The sequence below is a fragment of the Alteromonas sp. S015 genome, assembly GCF_036864485.1.
Lineage (GTDB): Bacteria > Pseudomonadota > Gammaproteobacteria > Enterobacterales > Alteromonadaceae > Alteromonas.
This window is the reverse complement of record NZ_JAZETO010000003.1, coordinates 354872-369739: the sequence shown is the minus strand read 5'-3', so window position 1 is coordinate 369739 and position 14868 is coordinate 354872. Positions and strand designations below refer to the sequence as shown.

Here is a 14868-nt window from a genome sequence, read left to right as displayed (position 1 = left end):
TCGTTACTGCACGAGGAGTTTAACATGAGAGCTTTGCACCCACTTGTAGCACTATTGACTGCGCTTCATATCGCAACACTTTCTTTCAGCGTTAGCGCTAATACCGATAGCGCGCAATACGAAAAAGGCCAAACACTTTCACAATACTGTATGGGGTGTCACGGTGAAACAGGCATTGCCAACATTGAAAGTAACCCTAATTTGGCAGGTCAGAACAAACCGTACCTAGTTTATGCACTTAAAGCTTATCGCGACGGCATCAGGAAAGGCGGTATGGCCAGCATCATGCGCCCCAATGCATCAGGGCTTAGCGATGACGATATTGACGCCCTAGCCACTTATTTTGCAGCCCAGCCAGGTAAACAAACCACTAGCCAAAGCAGCAATAACTAGGAGCTATCCCATGAATTTATTATTGTCACGTTTTTCGATTGTAGCTCTATTGTTTGGCGCTAGCCAGGCAATGGCTGCCCCAGATCTGGTCGTGGTAAATGCAAAAATCACAAATGCGAGCGGCCAAACCTATACGGCTCTTAGCGTAGAAAACGGTAAATTTAGCGCCTTTTCGCAAGATGCCCAACAGCTGCTAGCAGACGCAGATAGTGCCACTCAAGTAATCGATGCAAAAGGACAGCGGCTCATTCCAGGTATTAATGACTCGCATATGCACGTAACGCGTGGAGGACGTTTTTATAATTTAGAAACTCGCTGGGAAGGTATTACAAGCTTGAAAGAAGGCTTAGCCATGCTAGAAGCACAAGCCAAACGCACGCCCAAGGGTCAATGGGTAAGAGTCATTGGAGGTTTCAGCCCTTATCAATTTGAAGAGAAGCGCTTACCGACACCACAAGAGCTTACCGACATCGCGCCAAACACACCGGTATTTGTGCTTCATCTTTACTCAGGTGGTGTGCTCAATAAAAAAGGCCTTGAAGCACTGGGAATAGACAAAGACACCCAAGCACCAAAGGGAAGCGTGATAGAGCGAGATGCTAACGGCAACCCCACAGGTGTTTTGCTTGCTCAACCCAACCCAATGATTTTATATAAAACCATTGCCGCGCTGCCTCAACTAAGCGCAAATGAGCAGTTAAATTCCAGTCGACAGTTTTATCGCAAGCTACTTAGCTTAGGCGTAACCAGCGTAGTAGACGCAGGCGGCGGTGGCCATACCTTTCCTGAAGACTATACAGCCAGTAAAACCCTTGCCAAGCTCGGTGAGTTACCGATACGGGTTTCTAATTACTTGTTCCCACAAGTGCCTAATAAAGAAATGGTGAGTTTTGCTACATGGATGAGTAAGTATGAAGCAAATCAAAACCAGCATATTCATTTAGACAATGGCTATGTAATTGAAGGCGGTGGCGAGCTACTCACTTATAAAGCGTCAGACTATGAAAACTTTCGTGCGCCACGCCCTGAACTTCCAGGCGAAGCCGAAGATGCGCTGGAAGAGGTTATTCGTCTGCACCTTTTACAGCAGTGGCCGTTTAGACTCCATGCCACTTACGACCAATCTATAACACGTATTTTAAATGTACTTGAACATATTCACTCAACACAGCCCGTTGATAGCGTGCGCTGGATAATCGACCACGCAGAGACGGTGTCTGATAAAAACCTAGCGCGCATTAAAGCGTTAGGTGGCTCGATTGCCGTGCAAGGTCGTATGGCCTTTGCTGGTGAAGATTTCGTTGAGCGATATGGCGCCGAGCAAGCCAAGCGCACGCCCCCTATAAAGCAAATGCTTAGTGCTGGTATCACAGTCGGCTTAGGCACAGACGGTACCCGCGTTTCAAGTTTTAATCCATGGGCAACCTATTACTGGGCAGTGAGTGGAAAAACCGTGGGTGGTTTTGATTTAGGTACAGAGCATGTAGACAGGCTAACAGCCCTTAAGCTATTTACTCAAGGAAGCGCTGCACTATCTGGAGAAGAAAACGTTAAGGGTAGATTACGACCTGGCTTTTACGCTGACTTTGCTATTCTTAACCACGATATCTTAACAGTAAGTGAAAAAGCATTGCTAAACACACAAGCACAGTTAACTGTCGTAAACGGCAACGTCGTTTTTGCCGATAGACAGCAGTACCCAGAACTCGCAACACCAATAGAAACAGCCGAGCCCGCGTGGTCACCGGTTAACTTCTCCCAACAACGTTAATTGAGAAAGATCATGGCAAAACGAATTTCATCTCACAAAAAAGATTTAGGCGGTTTCTCAGTAAGTCGCATTATTCCTCACGTTGACGCAAGGAGCATTGGCCCATTTGTTTTTGTTGACCATATGGGACCTGCACATTTCCCAGCAGGCAGCGGCATTAACGTTAGGCCCCACCCGCATATTGGGTTGGCCACCATTAGTTACTTAATGGAAGGCAGTATGCTGCATAGAGACAGCTTAGGCACTATTCAGGAAATACAGCCTGGCGACGTAAACTGGATGACAGCGGGTAAAGGCATTGTTCACTCTGAGCGAGAGACCATTGAAACCCGAGGCAGTGACCATGTGCTAAACGGTCTACAGTGCTGGGTTGCATTACCTGAAGAAAAGGCAGATATGGAGCCCAGCTTTATACACGTTAACAAAGCTAAACTGCCGTATATACATCGTGAAAAAGTACTGATGCGACTAATTGCAGGGGAAGCGTACGGCTATACGTCACCGGTTAAGACGTACTCACCCATGTTTTATTTAGATGTGATAACAGAAGCAGGAGCGGTTATTGAGCGTCCGTGTCGCAAATCTCAAACGGCCTGTTACGTTATTTCCGGAAAAGTAAAACTAGGCGATGCAGTTTTTAGCGCAGGCGAATTTGTGCTATTGGACGATGAAAGTGAAATTGAAACCATGGAGAACAGTCGCTACTTCCTTTTAGGTGGAGAGAAAATGGAGAAACAACCCATTTTACGTTGGAACTTTTTGGCGTACTCTCAAGAGAAAATAGAAGACGCTGAGGCTCGTTGGGCAAACGGGTTATTCCCAACTATTCCGGGTGACGACCAAGAGTTTATTCCGCTGCCTAAATAAAGCTGTTGTTGTAAGCAGCTCTAGCAACAAACTAATGGCTTTAAGCACAAGGTACATTGAAACCAAAAAGAGCAGGCTTATAGCCTGCTCTTTTGTTTACTTAATCACTACTGCGTATTAGTGATCGTCGTGCTCGTGTTCTTCAGCAATACCTAGCCAAACTGCACCTGCAGGCTCAAAGTCCAGTTCAAGCAAGGTTTCCGTGGTCTCGGCTTCCAAATCAACAGCAAGGATAGATTGCGCAACAGGGTCAACAACAAACAAGGCTTCTTCATGTTGCGATGCCGCCATGCTAAATGACTGGTCATCCGTTAGGTTTGCCGCGCTGGCACTGGCCACATCAATTTTGTGCGCAAACTCCCAGTGAGTGTCACCATCTTCCTCGTGCGCTTCTAGCAGCGTTACAAAACCTTTGTCATCTAGAATTGCAAAGAATTCGCCGCCCATTGAGAAACCGTATGACACTGCATGAGCGTCAGTCTCTGGCTGCCAGTCAATCACGCTCATTGTGCTAGTTACAGGCGACACATTGGCCAAGATGGCGCTGCCACCGCCGTGCTGTGAAGCAATACCAATAAAGGCTTCAGCGTGTTCATGTCCATACATTGTGCCAATGCGCAGATCGCCAAGCCCATCAATGTTGTCAATAAACGCGCTGGTAAATACCTCATCATCTTCGTTGAGAATTAATACGCCGTCGCTACAGCCAAATGCCACAGCGATTTCGTTTTGAGCGGCGCCATGTAAATCAGCACACTCGCCATCAAAGCGTTGCTCTTCTTCGTACTCGCCATCATGCCAGTGATATACCGCAACACTGTCTGGCAAGATTGGATTAGCAGAACGAGACTCTGCATCATCACGACGTACAGTACTAATTAGCATGTCTCCACGCGGTTCCGCGACACCGTGCATATTTACAGTAAATTCCAAAGTAGGAACTTCTGTTATTTCACTGGCAATTTGTGTATCAGTTACCACTTTTACGCCAGCTGGCATGCTGGTATCGGCATTTCCGTCGTAAAACACAGCAAGCTGACCGTCATGTGTTACTATGTGAGTCGGTTGGCTACCCTCTAGCGTGAAACCAGACAAACTTGGGGCTTCTTTGTAATCATGTAAATGTTCAACATGATCTTCACGCCATAACCCACCATCAAGAAACTCAGTTAATCCGTTTGCTCGGCTGTTGATGACTGCAAAACGATAGTCTGCAGAGGCACTTACACTGCTTCCATCAAAAGTTGCAGAAAACGTATCAAGTTCTGAGTTATCATCTAGATCAAAGACGGTGAGCGTATTTGATGCAGCATCGGCAACCACTAATCGGCCTTCACTTTCAATTTCATAATCTGAGTCGTGGTCGTCATCGTGATCATGGCCGTCGTGGTCGTGATCATCTCCTGGCTCCTCAATAGGATCCAGCTCTACAATATTGGTTTCTGCGTCACCACAGCCTGCAAGCAAAAGTGCGCTAGCTATAGCGCTTAATACTAATCTATTTTTCATGTGCGTATCCCTATCAATAATTTTTTTTATAAGCTGATCTTAAAAATAACCGCGAACACCGAAGGCAAAGTTTCGGCCTGGACGTGGTGCAATATCTTTCAAAAATGAGGTGTGAACGCGCGCTTCTTCGTCGGTAAGATTTTCACCGCTCAGGTAAACCGATAAATCAATATCGCCCAATGGAATGTCATAGGTGATTGATGCATCAACAAGGGTGTAACCGTCTGTTTCAGTCTCGAACGTCGAGATATCGTCTTGTTTTGCAAAATACGTGATGTCTAAATCCGCGCGAATGTTATCTAACGTGTAGGCAACGTGTGAGCCCACTCGCATGGGCGAAGTGCGCGGCAGTGCACCACCGTCTTTAAGGCGGGCTTTAACGTAGTCGGCGAAGAAATCAAGTTTTAGGTTGTCAGTTGTCTGCCAGGCAACTTGTAACTCAAAGCCGTGAAGAATAGCGTCAGCTGAACCAAATAGGTAGACAGGTAATTCATCGCTGTGTTCGTCATGCCCTTCTTCGCCGTGGTTTTCATGATCGTGCTCTTCGTCTCCGTGCCCTTCTTCACCATGGTCGTGGTCATGACCACTTTCAGCGAATAAGCCAGTTTCTTCTTGGAAGTAGTAGTTATCTACTTGGTTATAGAAGGCATTAAATACAAAGCCAACGTCGCCCTGTGTTTTTCTGAACGTTAGGTCGATGTTATTTGCTGTCTCAAGATCGATTGCCGTTTGAGAAAGCACAAACTCGCCTTCCTCTGACAAATCAAAGAGGGCGCCAATTTCATAGGTACGGGTGCCAATATGCGGGCCAAAGGAAAGAAGCTCAGACGCTGAAGGTGCGCGCTCTGAACGGGAAAGTGAAACGCCCACGTTATAGCTTTCATTAATGGTATAAACCACACCTGCTGACAGTGAAATAGGCGTAAACTCTTGATCTACCTCGAACTGTCGTATCAGCTCGCTGCCTTCGTGCTCATGGTCGTGCTCGTCGTGGTCATGCTCATCACCTTCGTGTTCATCGTCATGGTCGTGAGCGTCCAGCTCAGGCAACAGCACACTTGCTGCGTCTAATGTTACTCTTTCCGCTCGCGCCCCTAATTGAACCAGAAAATCGCCAAAGTGACGCTCTTCCATTAGTGCTATAGCAAACATCTCCATTTCTGAAGGCGGTGTAAAGGCTTCTTCGCCTTGAGCAAATACATCACTCCCTTTGTAATGTAAGCTGATACCACCGCGCCAGCCAGCCATTGGTTTATGTAATAGCTCTACGCGAAGTTCTTCAGTTTCATTGCTAAAAGTGGTACCTACTGAACCACCCTCAACTTCAGCATGTTCATAATCGGTATAACCCGCTCTAAAGTGAACACTTTGCAAAAAGTCATTGGTAAAGTTATATTCACTTAAAAGCTGATACTTAGTTTGCTCAAGATCAGCGAATACCGAAGTATCTCCGCCATGGCTGTGCCCAGGCACGCCATATTCTCGCTCAAATCGCTCTACCGCTACGCCAACATAGCCTTGGTCGAATAAGTAGCTGGTACCTACCGTAAACCCGTGCGATTCTTCATTACTATTTTCAACCACATGGGCACCATCTGGATCATCAATGTCAGGGGCAACAGGTGTTTCATAATCATTTGAATCGCGATAAAAACCGTCAGCATAGAAGGCTATGTTTTCAATGCCGGTAGTCACGTTAAACGTTCCAAATTTCTGGTCGTTAACGGTTTGCGTTTCCAATACAAAGTCACCGCGGGTTTCGGTGGAGGTGGGCACACGTTGGTCAACCACGTTAACCACACCGCCTATTGCACCGCTTCCGAAGAAAAGGGTGGCAGGTCCTCGCAGCACTTCAATTTGTTTAGCGGTTGAGGCTTCACTTGCTACTGCGTGGTCGGGGCCAACACGAGAAACGTCGCTCACATCCAGGCCATTTTGAGTAATCAGTACCCGTGGCCCACTAAGTCCACGAATAATTGGCGTGCTCGCAACATTGCCATGAAAATTAGACTGTACGCCGGGTAATTTTTCTAGCGTATCGCCCAGCGTGGCCGCTTGTTGACGACGTAAGGTTTCGCCAGATAACACGCTCACTGGTGTGGCCGATTCCATCACCGATAAATGCATGGGCGTGGCGTGTACGTCAATGACTTCGATAGCACTGCGCGCCAAGACAAAGTTAGCGCCACCCGCGTTGTCAGATTGAACTTGCGTATGCTCATGTAAGTGAGCGAAGCCAGAGGCGAATATGTGTAGCGTATAGTCGCCCTCCTTTACATTAGAGAAAGTAAACTCGCCCAGCTCGTTAGTGCTGGTAACACGCTTTAGCGCCTCAATTTCAACAGTGGCATTGGCGAGCGGCTTTCCGGCTGCATTAGTTACCGTGCCAGAAAGTGTTTGTGCCAGCACTGACGGAGATGCTAATAGCAACGCAGGCGCTGAAAGCGATAAACCTAACGCCAATCGAGACAGTTTCATTATTCTAACCTCTGAATTTGTGTAATGTGATAATGTATCATATTTATTTTTATGGTATGTTATAATGTAACACTTAAGCAAGAGGTAAAAATGAAAACTATTTCTATTACGTGGAAGAATTCACAAAAAGCGCTACGCGCCTCTTCAACTTTTCTTAAGGTAGGTACTTTTGTCGGATTGAATTTGGCAGGAATGGGTATAAGCGCTGTTCTTGCTGCGCCTCATACTCACGGCGAAGGTAAGCTACAAATCCTACAGGCGGGAAGTGAGTGGCAGTTTGTGCTGCAGCTGCCTGCTGCTGATGTTCTAGGGTTTGAATACGCGCCAACCACGGCTAGCGAGAAAAAACGTTATGAAGAAACGCAAAAGGTTTTTCTGCGCTTTGACGACATATTTACCCTAAGCAATACGTGTGAATTACTCGATACCACACTTGAAAGCCCATGGGAGATCGCCGACGAGCATGACGAGCATGACGAGCATGACGAGCATGAAAGTGAGCACGAAGACCACGCCTATCACAACCCCCATTCTGATTTTCGTGTCGCATACTTGCTTAGTTGCCAAGGCCCCTTAAAGCGTATTGAGATGACAGGGTTTAACCATTGGCCAAGCCTGCAGCACGTTAATGCAATTTGGGTAACCAACAAAGGACAAGGCGCACTAGAGATAACGCCAAGTCAGCCAACCTTACTGATAAGCAGCTAGTTATATTTTTTACTCTCTCAGGCGTAAGCTTCACCCATTATGCGTGCGCCATAGCAATATTCGGACATACTATGAATTCAATATCTCAAGGAAGCAGCGCAATGCCAAAAGTGCAGTTTATTTCAGACAGGCTCGCTATGCTCCTTTCATCGCTTTGCGTACTACACTGTTTATTAACACCTATTTTATTAATTTTCATACCTGCATTGGCAAGTGTGGCAATGCTCAATGATGAAACCTTCCATCAAGTATTACTGTTCTTCGTGTTGCCCGTTGGGGTCTTTGCACTTTCACTAGGCTACCTACATCACAAAAATAAGTGGGTAGTATTTGCTGGCGTTTTTGGCCTAACACTTTTAAGTAGTCCGCTGCTCGTTGAGTGGATAGGCTTAGGTCACGAAGTGCTTGGTGAATATGGTGAAGTGATAATCACGGTAATCGCGTCGTTTATTATCGTTGGTGCGCACCTGATTAACTATAGGCTTAGGTCGACCGTGCAGGTGCCTATTTGCGAAGAGCGCGAGACCACCCAATCACAACCCTATTAGTTTCATCATAACCTCAAAAGCGGGCGGTGCTTGTCGAGCGACGCTCGCAAAACTAGTGTTATAAGCCGTTTTTGAGGTCTCATTCAGAGGTTATTTTGTCTAGTTTTAATCATACCGACACGGCGCTTCCCGATGTCACTACCGAGCAATCTACTGCGCAACTTCCCACTATTGACAATGTTGGCATGCAGGGCATTGCTATCCCTCTGCACGTGCTAGGTAAGCGCGGTGAGCGATTAGCCAGCCAAGCAAAAGTCGATGTAACAGTGAGTTTAGATCACCCCAATGCTAAAGGCATTCACATGTCTCGTTTGTACAATCTACTGCAGAGATATTTGAGTAACCAAGACTTACATAAGTCGGCACTTGTGTCGTTAATGAACGCGCTTATCGAGTCTCAAGATGGGCTGAGCAACAGCGCCCAGCTTAATTTACACTTTGACCTCACCGTGTCGCGTCCGGCGCTCAAAAGTAAGATGTCAGGATATCAATCGTACCCTGCTTCACTTTGCGTAAGACGATCACCTGAACGTTATGAGGCACAGCTTAAGTTAAGAGTACCGTACTCTAGTACTTGTCCTTGTTCGGCCTCACTTTCACGCAAGGCGTTATCAGAAGTATTTGTGCAGCAATTCGAAGGAAGAAATTTAACCGTAGAAGAAATGGGCGCTTGGCTCGCTTCTAAACAAGCCAGCATCGCCACGGCCCATGCTCAGCGATCGTTTGCCGACATAACCTTGAACCTAACCGACAACGAGATCCCCGATTTCATTGGCATTATCGATTTGGTAGAAAACGCGTTAGGTACACCGCTTCAAACAGCAGTTAAGCGTGAAGATGAACAGGCGTTTGCCAAGCGTAATGCTGAAAACCTAATGTTTGTAGAAGATTCGGTAAGGCGACTGCATGGCGCGTTAAGTACGTATTACCAAGCTACCTATTTTCGTGTAAAAGTAGAACATCAAGAAAGTCTGCATGCACACGACGCCATTGCTGAATTATCAGGCCCAGTTCATCGATAAATGCAAATATAATTATGGCGTTGAAACCAGTAGGCAGAAGAAACGAAAAAGGAAAATAACATTGTTATCTCTTAACAAGCTCTCTTACATCAGCAGAGCAGTGTGCATAGGCGCTGCAGTATCAGCTATTGCGGCGTGCTCATCTACGCCATCAACCCCGCTTGCCGGTAAAAAGTCACACTCTCTCTCAAATGCCGTGATATACCAAACCAGCAGCAAAGAGTACCCTCTTCTTTCAAGTTTTGTGTATAGCCAAGCTATTTCAGCGCTACCTACGCGTTTTGCCAATGGCGATGTTGTGGTAATGGATGTTGATGAAACCGTGCTAGACAATAGTGCCTACCAAAAAGAACGGGAAAGTACTGGCTTGGGATATTCTTCACAAAGCTGGGCCGAATGGGTAAAACGTGAAGAAGCCACACTGGTGCCTGGTGTAGCCGCTTTCATCGATGAGGTTGTTACACGAAATGGCAAGGTGGCGCTTATCACGAATCGTGATAAAACACTGGATATCCACACGTGGAATAACCTTTTGGCCCAGGGTCTACCGCTTACCACCAGCAATACCTGCGTGATTGGCCGCACTGCTGAAGATAAAAAAGCAGTCGGACAAGAAGGTATAGTTAATGACAAAGACTTGCGCAGAATGCAGCTTACCCAGGGCAAGATCGCATGTTCAAATACGTCTAAAGACGCGACGTCTACGTGGGCAGCCCCTCACACTATTATCATGCAAATTGGTGACAACATTGAAGATGTGGGCGGCGTAACCCAAGAATCTGCCAACGTTGAGTTGCTCATGCCACGAGTGGGCACAGAGATTTTTATTCTGCCAAACCCCATGTACGGTTCTTGGTAGACCATTGATAAAGTAAAATCAACGAATGTCGCTTTCTATATGGAAAGCGCTTTGTTGTTTATCGTTAATGCCATTTCCCAGCCCTGAATAGGGCTTTATTTCTACCACGTCCAGTAAGTAAGCGGATGTGCCCTGAGGGTCTTCATACAACCCAGTAGAAAACTCACCCGAGAACGTATACGCCTGCTGGATATCTATGCCGCTAATACCGCCTTGCTCGTGGGCATTATTGAGCGAAACGAACACAATTTGATTCGGTGGCGGTGGTGGGTAATGAATGCACGCACCGAAATAAGGCACCACGAAGAACGCCGTTATTTCACGCTGTGCATTGGCTTCTACAGGCACAATAAACCCGCTGAGTTCGACGTACTTGCCGTTAAATGTATCAACCGTATTCACTGAGGTTAGCGCTTGCTGGTATTCATCGTCGAACGTGCGTTGAATAGACTGAAATACCTGCTCATGAAAGGGTAAATTCTGCTGAGGATCTTGAGTCGATTGGGTCTTGCCCAACAGCGCCTTTTCGGCGTCAGGTAACAGCGCGTCCCACGATAAGGGTTGGAACTGTTGAGCGGTAGTTAACCTGTGGCTGTCTTGATAAATCGCCGTGTTATTCTCGAAAAAGCGCTCAATTACGCTATCAATGTTACCGCTCAACTTCCCCCTCAGGCCCAGCCCCACCAGCGCGCCCAATGCAGTGAAAGCAACAAGAGAAGGCAGTAAAACGTATGTGGCACGCTTCATACATTGTCCTAGCTTTTAACTCGCTAAAATTTTGACTTTGCGGGTGTAAGTTACCGGCACATTCTTTTTAAGCGCATAGACTTTTAGAACAAGTTCGTGCGTGCCCTCTTCTTGTGCCTGAAAGCTAATGGCTTGTTCACCCTTTGTAGAAGGCAGAGAGAAACGCTGCGGCGAAAGTAGCGTTACGCCATCGCTTGCCATCACATCTACGCTAACATCTTTGTAGTTTGAAGGAATGGTAAATCGCAGCGGAACGGCTGACGCCTCAAGCTTAGTCACTTCTCGCTTTCTGTCGATATTGAGCGAGATGAGTGGCTCCTTAGCTGCCGCTAAATGCTGCTGCATCATGGGGTGCTGAAAGCCAAACTGCATGTTTCCCATACTTGCGTGTAGTTCACACGCAGCACTATGAAATGCTATAAGGCTTGATAAAACGGTAGCTGCAACGACTGTCTTTTTCATATCAGTTACTCCTCGTAAAGCGCGAAGCTGTCTAGCACTAACGAATAGGCAGATGTGCCTAATGCGCTTTCGTGGTTGTCTATTTTTACGGTGCCTTCAAACCAATAAGGGTCGTACAAGTTTTCGATTGCGATGCCTTCTTTGTATTCAACATACAAGATTTGATTTGGCGGCGGTGGCGGCATGTGTAAGCAAGCCCCAAAATAAGGAACGACGAAAAAAGCCGTCGCTTTTTGCTCATCGTTTTGTTCTAAAGGCACAATAAATCCAGGGATGCGGATAGCCTTCCCGTCAAACGCCTCTATCACTCGCGTCGACACTAACGCTTGCTGATAACGCTGCGCTTGTTCATCTTCTAGCTGCTTTGAAGCAAAATCATCAATGGAGTCAGCAGCAGAGCCATCGGCGATGTCATTTAAAAACTTGGGCCTATTAAGTAATGCACTTAAATCGTCCTCGGGCATAAGGGCTACCCAGTCAATTTCCTCGTAATCGGCGGCTTGGGTTGGGTTTAACGCGCTAACTAAAACCAATAGTGCCGCAATTAAACCGAATTTAACGCTAGAAAGCGTGACAGAAAATTTCACAAAGATGACCTAACATACTATTTAACAATCACGTTATAACATATCACAACGTAGTGAATTGCGATAAGCGTTTATCTTTGCAAAATGTTACTTAGCGCCAATTACTCAATAGAAAATGCTTTGCTAGCGCATTTGTGAAACATCAGTTGATTACGCTAGCTCCCGTTCACTTTTAAGCCCCAGCACGTGTTTAAAGAATAGCGTTGCAGGGCAAAAGCCAGTGAAGCTCTGTTGGAACAAGTTTGCACCTATAAACACGGTAAACCACATAAAGTTTGCATGAACAAATTGGGTTAGTAATACAGACAACAGCACCATGAGCCCTGCGAAGACGGTTAAAGCTTTTTCCTGAGACATAGCGTAATCCTTAAATATTGGAAGAGATTAAAAATAAAATCGATAGGCAATAAACGCATTACTTGCGTCTTCAAACTGCCCCCAAAACGTATAGTTATCCTTACCTGAAAACACATTCACCCCCGCTCGCACTTGCCACTTATCGGTAGGCGAATACGCCACTGTGGTTTTTAGGTATCCGTCGCTATCGCTGGGTGAGTAAAATAGAAAGGTATTTAACGTCAGCGTTTGACGAAGTGCTAACCACGTTAAACGGGTCGTCACCCAATGGCGGTATTTTGCTTGAACTCGCTCAGAAGACGAGACTGTTCTATCTAGGCCATCCGCATTGTGTAAATACTCGGTGTACCACTGGAAACCACCGGTAAGATTTGCGGCAATTTCTTGGCTATAGCCTAGTAAGAAACGACTTTGATCATTCGCTATTTGCCCGTCAGTTCCATCTATGTCTTCAAGGCTGTTGTAGAAAACGTATTCCGCATTTGCTATCCCCCGCCCCAGAGGCGTGACAACACTTGCGCCATAGGCATTCATTTTACTGTAGCGCGGTCTTCCAAGAGAATCTGTCGCGGTGGGCTGCCTTGTATAACCAGTGTAACCATAGCCTGCGATCTCTACCCCCTTAACAGATTTATACACCCTTAAGGCAAGCTCACTTCCTCGTGGGCGATTTTCACGTTCAACAGAAAACGAAGGGGCAATGTTTTCATCCAATTGCGGGCTGTAAAAAGAAAATACTTCGCCTGTAATACCAATATCAGGCTCAAATTCAGGTGTGACGACTAAATCTACATTGACAATATCCGTGTAGCCCGACACCTTTAATGCATTACTCGGCGCTTTAAGGTATTCGTCTTCTCTTCCTGCAAAGAACGACTGATAATCTTTAGGGAAGGGATCATTTAAAAACAAATAATCCCCTGTCCCCCAGGTCAGCACTTGCTTACCGACTTTGATATCGAATGCGTTTGCCCAGTCCCCTGTGCCGACTAAAGCGCTGGGAAGAATACTGCTTAAGCTACCTTGCCATGCCAGTTCGCGAAGTTGTGATTCCCACGACGATGTAACGCCGTCATACCAAATGTCTGCTTTACTGGAAATGGAGGAACTGTCTAATGCATAGTCTGCGCGAAGTTGAACTCTGGCGTCGCGCAATGTGCTGTTATTTAACACAGATGGCGCGTTAGCAGCTTGAAAACTCTCGTTCATTTGTGAATTCTGACTGCCAAACGCGGTAGCCGTGTCACGGGAAAAACGGTTTCCTACGGCGAGCTCGGCGAAACCAGAAATACGAAGTTTACTTTTGCTGTCAGTGCCCCATTCGTCATCCCACTCATCGTTCCAATCGTCACCTGATTCGACATTGTCGTCCCCAGGCCACACGCTGTCCCACTCGTCGTTTGCGTTAGCTTTCTGCTCTTGTTCACCGTTTTTCAGCGGGTCTTTCTGATTTTGGCTTTCAACACCCACCGTCTGGGCGTTTAACGGTAGACTTACTACAGTCGTAAACGCAAAAGTAAAAATAACAGACGCGAGCAGAGCGTGCGCCCTCCATTGCTTTTTAACCCGCTCAGAAAAACCATAGGCTTGGCTAGACAGCGTTATCCACATGGATGGAGCTAGTAATTTAGGCAAGCGCACCGTGCTAAATTCCTTTTTCAAAATAGTGTTATTTAATATAGCGTTGCGGTGGAACACGAAGGCTACGCTCACTAAATATGCTATCTGGAAGACCTATGTCGTATTCAATCCCTCTGAATTCCATAAGGGTATAGCCACCTGATGCCAGGTCCGTCACCTTACTTCTCACCACAGTAGGGTTGCCCTGTATAGTCTCCACGGTCACAGCTTCAACACGACGGTAGTTATTGTCACCCTTATAAAAGTTAATTAAGGTGGGCAAGTAAGTGTCTTTGTCTATCTCTACTACATAGTGGCTGAACTCTACGAGCGCTGTGTCCTTAGGCGTCGCTTTTAAGCGATAATGAGTGTGGGTTTGTTCAAGCAGCTCAAAACTGTCCTGCGCCGTTGCGCGGCCGGAAACATCTTCATAGAAGTAATGAGAACCAACAAACGATGTACGTTTATCGCCGGCCGCGATTCGTTTTACTAGATCTAAGGCCGGCAAATATAGCCAACGGTCGTCATCAGAATTAAGCGACGCATACTTCTCAACGCGAAATACCGTGCCTTCAACTTCCGTAGGACGGCTAAAGAAAACCAGCATACGTTGATCGCCGGTGTCGGCTCCTGCCTCATTCAACACATCTTTGCGCAGAATAGTAAACTGACGCATTTGCTTTCGACCTTGCTCATCTACAATGAGCATTCTCGCCATTGAACGTCCGTCATTGCCCGCGTAATACGCCGCCTGCTCAGCCTTATTAACGATTTCAGCAACATCTATACTACTGCTGCTTTCGTCGCTTTGGGTTGCCAAGGCTTGAGCGAATCCATTACCCGATATAAGTAATAGCGCAACAAGGCCCGTGAACATGCTTCGAAGGTTTCGTATTTTTGGTCGACGCCACATGAACACTGATAATATGGAAATACGCAT

Annotated in this window: 15 protein-coding genes; 7 read left to right on the top strand and 8 right to left on the bottom strand. The window is 46.5% G+C overall.

Going from position 1 to position 14868, the window contains the following annotated elements; all coding sequences use genetic code 11:
- Positions 1–24: 24 nt before the first annotated feature.
- The 3 genes from V7R42_RS08090 to V7R42_RS08080 are packed head-to-tail and all read left to right on the top strand — an operon-like array spanning position 25 to position 3031.
- A complete protein-coding gene (locus V7R42_RS08090; RefSeq protein ID WP_334019671.1) occupies positions 25–393 on the top strand; it encodes a c-type cytochrome in 369 nt (122 codons plus the stop codon).
- A 10-nt stretch (positions 394–403) separates the two neighbouring features.
- Entirely contained in the window at positions 404–2164 is a 1761-nt protein-coding gene (locus V7R42_RS08085; protein WP_334019670.1) for an amidohydrolase, read from the top strand.
- Positions 2165–2176: 12 nt separating this feature from the next.
- Positions 2177–3031, top strand: a complete 855-nt coding sequence (locus tag V7R42_RS08080; RefSeq protein WP_334019669.1) for a pirin family protein — start codon at positions 2177–2179, stop codon at positions 3029–3031.
- Between the two features lie 117 nt (positions 3032–3148).
- Here the strand turns inward: V7R42_RS08080 and V7R42_RS08075 are convergent, their stop codons facing one another.
- The gene (locus tag V7R42_RS08075) at positions 3149–4540 is read right to left on the bottom strand and encodes a 5-methyltetrahydrofolate--homocysteine methyltransferase (protein ID WP_334019668.1); all 1392 of its coding nucleotides are present in this window, start codon (positions 4538–4540) and stop codon (positions 3149–3151) included.
- 39 nt (positions 4541–4579) lie between these two features.
- Positions 4580–7018 carry a TonB-dependent receptor gene (locus V7R42_RS08070; protein ID WP_334019667.1) on the bottom strand — a complete coding sequence of 813 codons (2439 nt, stop codon included), beginning with the start codon at positions 7016–7018 and terminating at the stop codon, positions 4580–4582.
- Between the two features lie 90 nt (positions 7019–7108).
- On the opposite strand from V7R42_RS08070, the gene V7R42_RS08065 reads away from it, so the two are divergent.
- The 4 genes from V7R42_RS08065 to V7R42_RS08050 all read left to right on the top strand — a co-directional run bounded on the left by V7R42_RS08065 (position 7109) and on the right by V7R42_RS08050 (position 10155).
- Entirely contained in the window at positions 7109–7726 is a 618-nt protein-coding gene (locus V7R42_RS08065) for a ZrgA family zinc uptake protein (RefSeq protein WP_334019666.1), read from the top strand.
- 71 nt (positions 7727–7797) lie between these two features.
- Positions 7798–8274, top strand: coding sequence for a MerC domain-containing protein (locus tag V7R42_RS08060; RefSeq protein ID WP_334019665.1), 477 nt, complete (start codon positions 7798–7800; stop codon positions 8272–8274).
- A 95-nt stretch (positions 8275–8369) separates the two neighbouring features.
- Positions 8370–9296 carry a GTP cyclohydrolase FolE2 gene (gene folE2, locus V7R42_RS08055; RefSeq protein WP_334019664.1) on the top strand — a complete coding sequence of 309 codons (927 nt, stop codon included), beginning with the start codon at positions 8370–8372 and terminating at the stop codon, positions 9294–9296.
- A 61-nt stretch (positions 9297–9357) separates the two neighbouring features.
- Positions 9358–10155 carry a 5'-nucleotidase, lipoprotein e(P4) family gene (locus V7R42_RS08050; RefSeq protein WP_334019663.1) on the top strand — a complete coding sequence of 266 codons (798 nt, stop codon included), beginning with the start codon at positions 9358–9360 and terminating at the stop codon, positions 10153–10155.
- A gap of 18 nt (positions 10156–10173) precedes the next feature.
- On the opposite strand, the gene V7R42_RS08045 is transcribed toward V7R42_RS08050, so the two are convergent.
- From V7R42_RS08045 to V7R42_RS08020, 6 genes are all read right to left on the bottom strand, one after another.
- Positions 10174–10902 (bottom strand): DUF3299 domain-containing protein, encoded by a 729-nt coding sequence (locus tag V7R42_RS08045; protein WP_334019662.1) that lies wholly within the window; start codon positions 10900–10902, stop codon positions 10174–10176.
- A 15-nt stretch (positions 10903–10917) separates the two neighbouring features.
- Complete coding sequence (locus V7R42_RS08040) at positions 10918–11364, bottom strand: hypothetical protein (RefSeq protein ID WP_334019661.1); 447 nt, start codon at positions 11362–11364, stop codon at positions 10918–10920.
- Between the two features lie 5 nt (positions 11365–11369).
- Entirely contained in the window at positions 11370–11951 is a 582-nt protein-coding gene (locus V7R42_RS08035) for a DUF3299 domain-containing protein (RefSeq protein WP_334019660.1), read from the bottom strand.
- Between the two features lie 150 nt (positions 11952–12101).
- A complete protein-coding gene (locus tag V7R42_RS08030; protein ID WP_334019659.1) occupies positions 12102–12308 on the bottom strand; it encodes a YgaP family membrane protein in 207 nt (68 codons plus the stop codon).
- Positions 12309–12335: 27 nt separating this feature from the next.
- Positions 12336–13949: a hypothetical protein gene (locus V7R42_RS08025; protein WP_334019658.1), complete on the bottom strand. Its 1614-nt coding sequence runs from the start codon at positions 13947–13949 to the stop codon at positions 12336–12338.
- 28 nt (positions 13950–13977) lie between these two features.
- The gene (locus tag V7R42_RS08020; RefSeq protein WP_334019657.1) at positions 13978–14868 is read right to left on the bottom strand and encodes an outer membrane lipoprotein-sorting protein; all 891 of its coding nucleotides are present in this window, start codon (positions 14866–14868) and stop codon (positions 13978–13980) included.

Bases quoted from the DNA above. Each gene is read 5' to 3' on its own strand.
- V7R42_RS08085 (WP_334019670.1), top strand. From the start codon at position 404: ATGAATTTATTATTGTCACGTTTTTCGATTGTAGCTCTATTGTTTGGC.
- V7R42_RS08070 (WP_334019667.1), bottom strand. From the start codon at position 7,018: ATGAAACTGTCTCGATTGGCGTTAGGTTTATCGCTTTCAGCGCCTGCG.
- V7R42_RS08075 (WP_334019668.1), bottom strand. From the start codon at position 4,540: ATGAAAAATAGATTAGTATTAAGCGCTATAGCTAGCGCACTTTTGCTT.
- V7R42_RS08060 (WP_334019665.1), top strand. From the start codon at position 7,798: ATGAATTCAATATCTCAAGGAAGCAGCGCAATGCCAAAAGTGCAGTTT.
- V7R42_RS08090 (WP_334019671.1), top strand. From the start codon at position 25: ATGAGAGCTTTGCACCCACTTGTAGCACTATTGACTGCGCTTCATATC.
- V7R42_RS08045 (WP_334019662.1), bottom strand. From the start codon at position 10,902: ATGAAGCGTGCCACATACGTTTTACTGCCTTCTCTTGTTGCTTTCACT.
- V7R42_RS08080 (WP_334019669.1), top strand. From the start codon at position 2,177: ATGGCAAAACGAATTTCATCTCACAAAAAAGATTTAGGCGGTTTCTCA.
- V7R42_RS08020 (WP_334019657.1), bottom strand. From the start codon at position 14,868: ATGCGTATTTCCATATTATCAGTGTTCATGTGGCGTCGACCAAAAATA.
- V7R42_RS08040 (WP_334019661.1), bottom strand. From the start codon at position 11,364: ATGAAAAAGACAGTCGTTGCAGCTACCGTTTTATCAAGCCTTATAGCA.
- V7R42_RS08030 (WP_334019659.1), bottom strand. From the start codon at position 12,308: ATGTCTCAGGAAAAAGCTTTAACCGTCTTCGCAGGGCTCATGGTGCTG.
- V7R42_RS08065 (WP_334019666.1), top strand. From the start codon at position 7,109: ATGAAAACTATTTCTATTACGTGGAAGAATTCACAAAAAGCGCTACGC.